This window comes from Streptomyces sp. NPDC007205, assembly GCF_040634095.1.
Classification (GTDB): domain Bacteria; phylum Actinomycetota; class Actinomycetes; order Streptomycetales; family Streptomycetaceae; genus Streptomyces.
In genome coordinates, this window is record NZ_JBEYEW010000016.1 from 168,171 (window position 1) to 174,944 (window position 6,774).

Below are 6,774 nucleotides of genomic sequence, written 5' to 3' on the forward strand. Positions count from 1 at the left end.
GGTCTCCCTGGCCTGGGGGGCGCGCCGGCGGCGGCCGGGGGGTCCCGGGGGGGGGGCCCCCCACCTTTGGGGGGGCCGCGCCCCCCGGCCGCGGCGGTGACCAAGGCGTGGGGCGTCACCCGTTCGGCCCACCGGCCGGGCGCCCACCGGTCCGGGCGGCGCACCCTGGATTACGCGTCACCACGCGTCCCTCCGCAGCCCGGCCGAGGAGGTCCCCTTGTGCGCCTGTCCCGCAGCCTGGCCCCGGTGACCGTGGCCGTGGCCCTCGTGCTCTCCCTGCCGTACGAGGCGATGCCGTACGCGCGCGTGGACGACGGAAAGCCACCCGCGCCGAACCTCTTCGGGGCCGCCTGCCGGACGACCGTCCATGGTTCCCATGTGGTGGCCTACTGCCACAACCCCTATGTCGACACCGATCGCGTGCGGCTGCACATCGAGTGCGCCCGCTGGTGGGACATCGACACCGACAGCGCTCCGGTGGACGCCGAGCCCGCCATGACCGTACGGCTCGCCGGGCGGTGCTGGAAGGAAGTCCGGTCGGTCTGGATCAGCCACCAGAGGGAGCGCTGAACCGGTCCGGGCGGCACAGAAACGGATAGCTCGCGGCCTCGGCTGCCGCGGTCTCGGCGTCCCCGGTGCGGATCGCGTCCAGCAGGCGCGTGTGCTCCATGTGCGTCTCCGGTGTCAGCTCCGCCCCCACGTCCGCGCGCAGCCAGTCCCGCAGCACCTCGCCCAGATCGGCGTACATCGCCGTCATCACGTCGTTGTGCGAGGCGGCCACCACGGCCAGGTGGAAGGTGGCGTCGGCGGTGACGAAGGCCTCCGCCTCGCCCGCCTCCCAGGCCACCTCGCGCCGCTCCAGCAGCGTGTCCAGCTGCTTGAGGTCCTTCTCGGTGCGCCGCTCGGCGGCCAGCCTCGCCGCCGCCGACTCCAGCGCGGCGCGCAGCTCCGCGATGTGCCGGGGGTCGGCACCGGCGAACCGGCGGTGCATCACGCCGGCCAGTTCGCTCGTCGCCACCACATAGGTGCCCGAGCCCTGCCGGATGTCCAGCAGGCCGTTGTGGGCGAGCGCGCGGACGGCCTCGCGGACCGTGTTGCGGGCGACGCCGAGCTGCTCGACCAGTTCCGGCTCCGTCGGGATGCGCGAGCCGACCGGCCACTCACCGGAGGTGATCTGGTTGCGCAGTTCCGCGATGACCTGCTCGGACAGCGCCGAACGGCGCGGGTGGCTCAGGGGCATGGCCCACCTTCGCACGACGGTCCCGGGCTCGGACCTCCCGGGAGTGGACAACCAATCATCCCATGATTCTATGATGGCTCTCATGGCACGTGAGGAAACCCGGACAGTGGAGACCCGTACGGCGATGTCACCGACCGGACGCGGTACGGCCGCCGCCACGAGCACCCCCGAGACGCCCCCCGGCGCGGGCCGCACGCGCGCGTGGGCGACCCGCCTGGTCGTGGTCGGCATCGTGCTGTCCGCGCTGAACCTCCGCCCGGCCATCACGAGCCTCGGCGCGCTCCTGGAGGAGGTCCGCGACGGGCTCGGCATGAGCGGCAGCGTGGCCGGCCTGCTCACCTCCGTACCCCCGCTGTGCTTCGCGGTCTTCGGTGTCACCGCCCCCCGCCTGGCCCGCCGCTTCGGACCGGCCGCGGTGGTGTGCGCCGGGATGGCCGCCATCACCGCGGGCCTGCTGATACGGCCGTATCTCGGCGGCACGGCCGGCTTCCTGGCCGCCAGCGCGCTCGCCCTGATGGGCATCGCCGTCAGCAACGTGCTCATGCCGGTCATCGTCAAGCGCTGGTTCCCCGACCGGGTCGGCTCCATGACCGGCCTCTACTCGATGGCCCTCGCCCTCGGCACCTCCCTGGCCGCCGCGGTGACCGTGCCCCTCACGGACGCCATGGGCGGCAGCTGGCAGTCCGGCCTCGCCGTGTGGGCCGCCGTCGCCGGCGCCGCCGTCCTGCCCTGGCTGCCGCTCGTACGGGATCGCGGCACCGCGCCCGCACAGCCGCGGGAGCAGGAGCGGGAGCGTGCGGCGGCGGAGCGGCACGCGCCGCTGCGCATCACCCGCAGCCGCACCGCCTGGGCACTCGCGGTCTTCTTCGGCCTGCAGGCCACCGCCGCCTACATCACCATGGGCTGGATGCCGCAGATCTTCCGGGACGCCGGCGTTCCGGCCGGCACCGCGGGCGTGCTGCTCGCCGTCACCATGGTGATGGGCGTGCCGCTGGCCTTCGTCATCCCGCGGGTCGCCACCCGGCTGCCCCACCAGGGACCGATCGCGCTGGTCCTGGGCGTGTGCGGCCTCGCCGGATACGCCGGCCTGTACGTCGCGCCGGCGGCCGGAGCCTGGGCCTGGGCGCTGCTGCTCGGCGTCTCCAACTGCGCCTTTCCGCTGGCCCTCACGATGGTCGGCATGCGGGCCAGGAGCGGCCAGGGAGTGGTCCAGCTGTCCGCGTTCGCGCAGAGCACCGGCTATCTGATCTCCATTCCCGGCCCGCTGCTGGTCGGCGTGCTCTACCAGCACAGCGGCGGCTGGGGACTGCCGATCGCCCTCATGGCGGGCCTGATGGTGCCGCAGATGGTGGTGGGCTTCCTGGCGGGCCGCGACCGCACGGTCGAGGACGAGGCGACCAGCTAGCGCGCCCGGGTGCATCAGCCTCTCCCGGTCCAGCGGGCTCGCTGCACGCCCGGCCCCGGGCCGGTTGGCGGGAGCGGGGCAGCAGAGCCGCCCCGCGGACCACGCGGCCGGGTGGTGCTGCCTGCGTCCGCAGGCCGGGCCGGGCCGGGCGGACTGGCCGACTCCCCGCAGGTATGTGTGCGACGGCCGGTATTCACCGGCCCCCGCCGGGCGTGCGTGCCAGGGGTCGCCGGGCAGGCGCGAATGTGACGACAGGGCTCAGGGCCGGGCGGATCCGCCGTTCGGCTGTCCGTCTGCTGCGGCACCTGCCCCGGCCGACCCTCGCGGCGCGCAGGGTGCGAGACTGGGGGCATGCAGCCTGTGCTCGACCCGAACCCGCAGAACGGCCAGAAGAAGATGCTGCTCGTCTTCGGCGCGTTCTTCGCCGTCATCGCCGTCATCGCCGTCATCGCGACCATCCTCTCCCCCTGACGGGCGCCGCCGGGCGGTGTCCCGGCCCGCGTCCGACGGCGGATGGTGGGGGTAGCCCCCCATCCCCTAGGGGGCAAGGGTCAGGGTCAACTGGGTGGAAGTCCGGATGGGTTGACGGCCCCGGATTCCGTAGCTTCGAGACGTGACCGCACGACACGGCCACGGACCCGCTCGAAGACCCACGGAGGCGATCATGCCGGCCCGCACCCCCTCCCGGCCCCACCCGGCGTCCACGGGCGGCGTCGACATCCGGCTGCCCTGGTGGGCCCTCGCCCTGCCCGCGCTCGCCTTCATCGCGCTCCTCGCCCTGATACTGAACCCGTCGGACGCGCACGCGGCGAGCAGCGACCCGGCGATCACGCACCTCTTCGAGCGCGCCCAGCACCTCCTCACGCGCTGACCGGGAGCCTCAGCGCGCGGCGAATCCGCATGTCAACTCCCTGCGCCCCCTGGCGTGTTTCATGCGAAGCTGGGTCCCATGAGCGCCGCAGAACCTCGCAGGATCATCCTCCTCCGGCATGCGAAAGCCGACTGGCCACAGGTGTCCGACCATGAGCGCCCGCTCGCCGAGCGGGGCCGCAAGGACGCCGCGGTCGCCGGACGAAAGCTGGCCGACACCGGTATCACCTTCGACCTGGCCGTGTGCTCCACCGCGACCCGGACCCGCGAGACCTGGAAGCTCGCCGTCCACGAGCTGGCACACCGGCCGAAGACCGTCTACGAGGAGCGGCTCTACGAGGCCTCGCCCGGCGAACTGATCGCCGTGCTCAACGAGACTCCGGAGGACGTGCGGAACGTGATCCTGATCGGCCACAACCCGGGCGTCCATGGCCTGGCCGACATCCTGTCCGGCGCGGCCGAGGGCGACGCCCGCGAGCGGATGAACCGCCGCGGCTTCCCGGCGGCCGGCTTCGCGGTGCTGTCCTTCGACGGCTCCTGGAAGACCCTGGAGCCGGGCGTGGCCACCCTCATGGACTACTGGGCGCCCGCCGAGTGACCTCACACAGACGCGTGGGCCCGGCACCCGCGCGGTGCCGGGCCCTGCCGCATCCGGGCCGGCCGGACCGGCTCACCCCTCGTCGTGCGTGTCGGCCGCCTCGACCTCTTCGCGGGTGACGCCCAGCAGATAGAGCACCGTGTCGAGGAAGGGGAAGTTCACCGCCGTGTGCGCCGCCTCGCGGACCACCGGCTTGGCGTTGAAGGCGACGCCCAGACCGGCCGCGTTCAGCATGTCCAGGTCGTTGGCGCCGTCGCCGATCGCCACCGTCTGCGACAGCGGCACTCCGGCCTCCGCGGCGAACCGGCGCAGCAGCCGCGCCTTGCCGGCGCGGTCCACGATCTCGCCGGTGACCCGGCCGGTGAGCTTGCCGTCAACGATCTCCAGCGTGTTGGCCTGCGCGAAGTCCAGGCCCAACCGTTCCCTCAGATCGTCCGTGACCTGCGTGAAGCCACCGGAGACGACACCGACCTGGTAACCGAGCCGCTTCAGCGTGCGGATCAGGGTGCGCGCGCCCGGCGTCAGCCGGACCTCGTTGCGCACCTTGTCCACCACGGAGGCGTCCAGCCCCTCCAGCAGCGCCACGCGCGCGTGCAGCGACTGCTCGAAGTCCAGCTCCCCGCGCATCGCCGCCGCCGTCACCTCGGCGACCTTGTCCTCGCAGCCGGCGTGCGCGGCGAACAGTTCGATGACCTCGTCCTGGATCAGCGTGGAGTCCACGTCCATGACCACCAGACGCTGAGCGCGCCGGTGCAGACCCGCCGAGACGACCGCGACGTCGACACCCAGTGCCGCCGCATCGGAGGCCAGGGCCGTGCGCAACGGCTCGGTCTCCACTCCGGAGACGGCGAACTCCACTGCTGTCACCGGGTACTTGGCGAGCCGGAAGATACGGTCGATGTTGCCGCCGGACTTCGCGATCCGGGCGGCGATGGCGGCCGTCGACTCCGCGGTCAGCGGGTGACCGAGGACGGTCACCAGAGAACGCCCGAGGCCGCGCGGCCGGTTGTCGCCGCGCCCCGAGATGATCTCCGCCTGCATCTTCATCGACTCGGCCCAGCTGTGCACGGTGGCCCGCAGGTCGCCCTCCAGGCCGGCCGGCGGCTGGGTGACCAGCGCGCACAGCACCAGGCGGCCCCGGGTGACGACCTGCTCGATGTCGACCACGTCGACGAGGTAGGCGGCCAGGGTGTCGAAGAGGCCGGCCGTGATGCCCGGCCTGTCCTTGCCGAAGATCTTGACAAGGAGAGTGGGGACCTCGGGGGTCTGTGAAGCGGAGGTCTGCGAAGCGCTCATGGTGTCACCACCGTATCCGGCACCCAGTGCCGTCCGCCGCCGAGGTCCGCCTGACGGACACGGAACAATGGATGACGTGCCGGTGTCAGGGATCTTGCCACCGGGAGACACCCTGCCCCCGCACACGGCAGCCCCGGCTCCACCTCGACTGTGCCACGAGATGCCCTGCCGGGCAGGGCCGGGGTCCGCCGACTCAGGTTCCGTGCAGGAAGCCGTCCCCGTGAGCGGAGATGTGGGCTTCCAGAGCGGACAGGGCCTGCTGAGTGGCCTCCGCCGACCCGGAACCGCGCCGCTCGGCGTAGTACGCCGCCCCGAGCTGCTTCAGCAGATCGTTTCCGGCCCGCTGCTGCTGGAGCTCGTCCACCTTCTGCTTGCCCTGGTTCAGGGCGCTCTGCGCCTGCTCCCTGGCCCGGTCGAGAAAGTTCGCCATCAGTGCCTCCCATCGCCTAGCGCCATCACTTCCCGATTCCCGGCCCCGCATACCCACCCGAAGGGCGGCATGGCCGACTGCGTCTCTTGGTCCGGGGCGGGGCCCGACGGCTGGTGGCTGGTTCTGAGGGGATCGCGGCGGCGCCCATGCCGCTGATCTTTGCGCGGGGCCCGACGAACCTCAGCGGGCCCGGCCAACCTCATGCGATGCTTTCGGCTTCCCAGGGTGGTGGGGGGCGGGGGAGCGGGGCGGACGGCGCGGTGACGGCCGGGCGCGGTGCACGTCGTCGCCGGTGGCCGTCGGGCCGGTGTCCGTCGGCTCCTCGCAGGGACCTCCGGTACCGGAGAGGGATGGGTGTCCGCGTTCGGCCGGCCGGCCTCGTCGCCGTGTCCCGGTGGGCCCGGCGTTCCGAGCACCAGGTCCGCCGTGCGGGGAGGGCGGCACAGACCCGGTCCTGGCCCGCACCCCCGTACGGCGGCCCCGGCCTACGGTTCAGCAGGAGGCCGGGCCCGCGGAGCACGCCGGAGGCCGTGGCTGTTCCCAGGGGACGAACAGGCCGCGCGGAGGCCCGAGCGAGAGCCCGTACGACACAGCACACATGCCCGCGTGGGTGCTCCGCCCCGGCCGCTCGGCGCCGAGCGCCGCGTACGCCGTCGCCAGGAGCTTCCGTCGCCGTGGCCACCGTCATCCGGATCCGGGTCACGCGCGTCGAGACCGCGCGCCGTAGGACTGGTGCGTGCGCGGCGGGTCGGCCGGGTGGCAGGGGAGTGTGGCGGGGGCGGGCAGGGTGATCGGCTCGCGTGGGTGCTCCGCCCCGGATGGTCGGCGCCGAGCGCCGCCTACGCCGTCGCCAGGAGCTTCCGTCGCCGTGGCCACCGTCATCCGGATCCGGGTCACGCGCGTCGAGACCGCGCGCCGTAGGACTGGTGCGTGCG

At 73.2% G+C, this 6,774-nt stretch carries 8 protein-coding genes; 5 read left to right on the plus strand and 3 right to left on the minus strand.

Annotated features, from left to right (window positions below; translation table 11 throughout):
* The first annotated feature begins 219 nt into the window (after positions 1-219).
* Positions 220-570 (plus strand): hypothetical protein, encoded by a 351-nt coding sequence (locus ABZ624_RS25645; RefSeq protein WP_360093367.1) that lies wholly within the window; start codon positions 220-222, stop codon positions 568-570.
* Here ABZ624_RS25645 and ABZ624_RS25650 read toward each other — a convergent pair.
* Positions 548-1,240 carry an FCD domain-containing protein gene (locus ABZ624_RS25650; protein WP_360093370.1) on the minus strand — a complete coding sequence of 231 codons (693 nt, stop codon included), beginning with the start codon at positions 1,238-1,240 and terminating at the stop codon, positions 548-550. The genes ABZ624_RS25645 and ABZ624_RS25650 overlap by 23 nt on opposite strands.
* Positions 1,241-1,310: 70 nt before the next feature.
* Between ABZ624_RS25650 and ABZ624_RS25655 the strand changes: the two genes are divergently transcribed.
* From ABZ624_RS25655 to ABZ624_RS25670, 4 genes are all read left to right on the plus strand, one after another.
* Positions 1,311-2,645 carry a CynX/NimT family MFS transporter gene (locus ABZ624_RS25655; protein WP_360093373.1) on the plus strand — a complete coding sequence of 445 codons (1,335 nt, stop codon included), beginning with the start codon at positions 1,311-1,313 and terminating at the stop codon, positions 2,643-2,645.
* Positions 2,646-2,996: 351 nt separating this feature from the next.
* A complete protein-coding gene (locus ABZ624_RS25660) occupies positions 2,997-3,116 on the plus strand; it encodes an SGM_5486 family transporter-associated protein (protein ID WP_360093376.1) in 120 nt (39 codons plus the stop codon).
* A 193-nt stretch (positions 3,117-3,309) separates the two neighbouring features.
* The gene (locus ABZ624_RS25665; protein ID WP_360093379.1) at positions 3,310-3,516 is read left to right on the plus strand and encodes a hypothetical protein; all 207 of its coding nucleotides are present in this window, start codon (positions 3,310-3,312) and stop codon (positions 3,514-3,516) included.
* A gap of 78 nt (positions 3,517-3,594) precedes the next feature.
* Positions 3,595-4,113: a histidine phosphatase family protein gene (locus ABZ624_RS25670; RefSeq protein WP_360093382.1), complete on the plus strand. Its 519-nt coding sequence runs from the start codon at positions 3,595-3,597 to the stop codon at positions 4,111-4,113.
* Between the two features lie 72 nt (positions 4,114-4,185).
* Here ABZ624_RS25670 and serB read toward each other — a convergent pair whose 3' ends face one another.
* Together serB and ABZ624_RS25680 are read right to left on the minus strand one after the other, a co-directional pair.
* Positions 4,186-5,409, minus strand: a complete 1,224-nt coding sequence (serB, locus tag ABZ624_RS25675) for a phosphoserine phosphatase SerB (RefSeq protein ID WP_360093385.1) — start codon at positions 5,407-5,409, stop codon at positions 4,186-4,188.
* A 193-nt stretch (positions 5,410-5,602) separates the two neighbouring features.
* Entirely contained in the window at positions 5,603-5,839 is a 237-nt protein-coding gene (locus ABZ624_RS25680; protein ID WP_360093388.1) for a hypothetical protein, read from the minus strand.
* Positions 5,840-6,774 lie beyond the last annotated feature (935 nt).

Bases quoted from the DNA above. Each gene is read 5' to 3' on its own strand.
- ABZ624_RS25650 (WP_360093370.1), bottom strand. From the start codon at position 1,240: ATGCCCCTGAGCCACCCGCGCCGTTCGGCGCTGTCCGAGCAGGTCATC.
- ABZ624_RS25670 (WP_360093382.1), top strand. From the start codon at position 3,595: ATGAGCGCCGCAGAACCTCGCAGGATCATCCTCCTCCGGCATGCGAAA.
- ABZ624_RS25665 (WP_360093379.1), top strand. From the start codon at position 3,310: ATGCCGGCCCGCACCCCCTCCCGGCCCCACCCGGCGTCCACGGGCGGC.
- ABZ624_RS25680 (WP_360093388.1), bottom strand. From the start codon at position 5,839: ATGGCGAACTTTCTCGACCGGGCCAGGGAGCAGGCGCAGAGCGCCCTG.
- ABZ624_RS25655 (WP_360093373.1), top strand. From the start codon at position 1,311: ATGATGGCTCTCATGGCACGTGAGGAAACCCGGACAGTGGAGACCCGT.
- serB (WP_360093385.1), bottom strand. From the start codon at position 5,409: ATGAGCGCTTCGCAGACCTCCGCTTCACAGACCCCCGAGGTCCCCACT.
- ABZ624_RS25660 (WP_360093376.1), top strand. From the start codon at position 2,997: ATGCAGCCTGTGCTCGACCCGAACCCGCAGAACGGCCAGAAGAAGATG.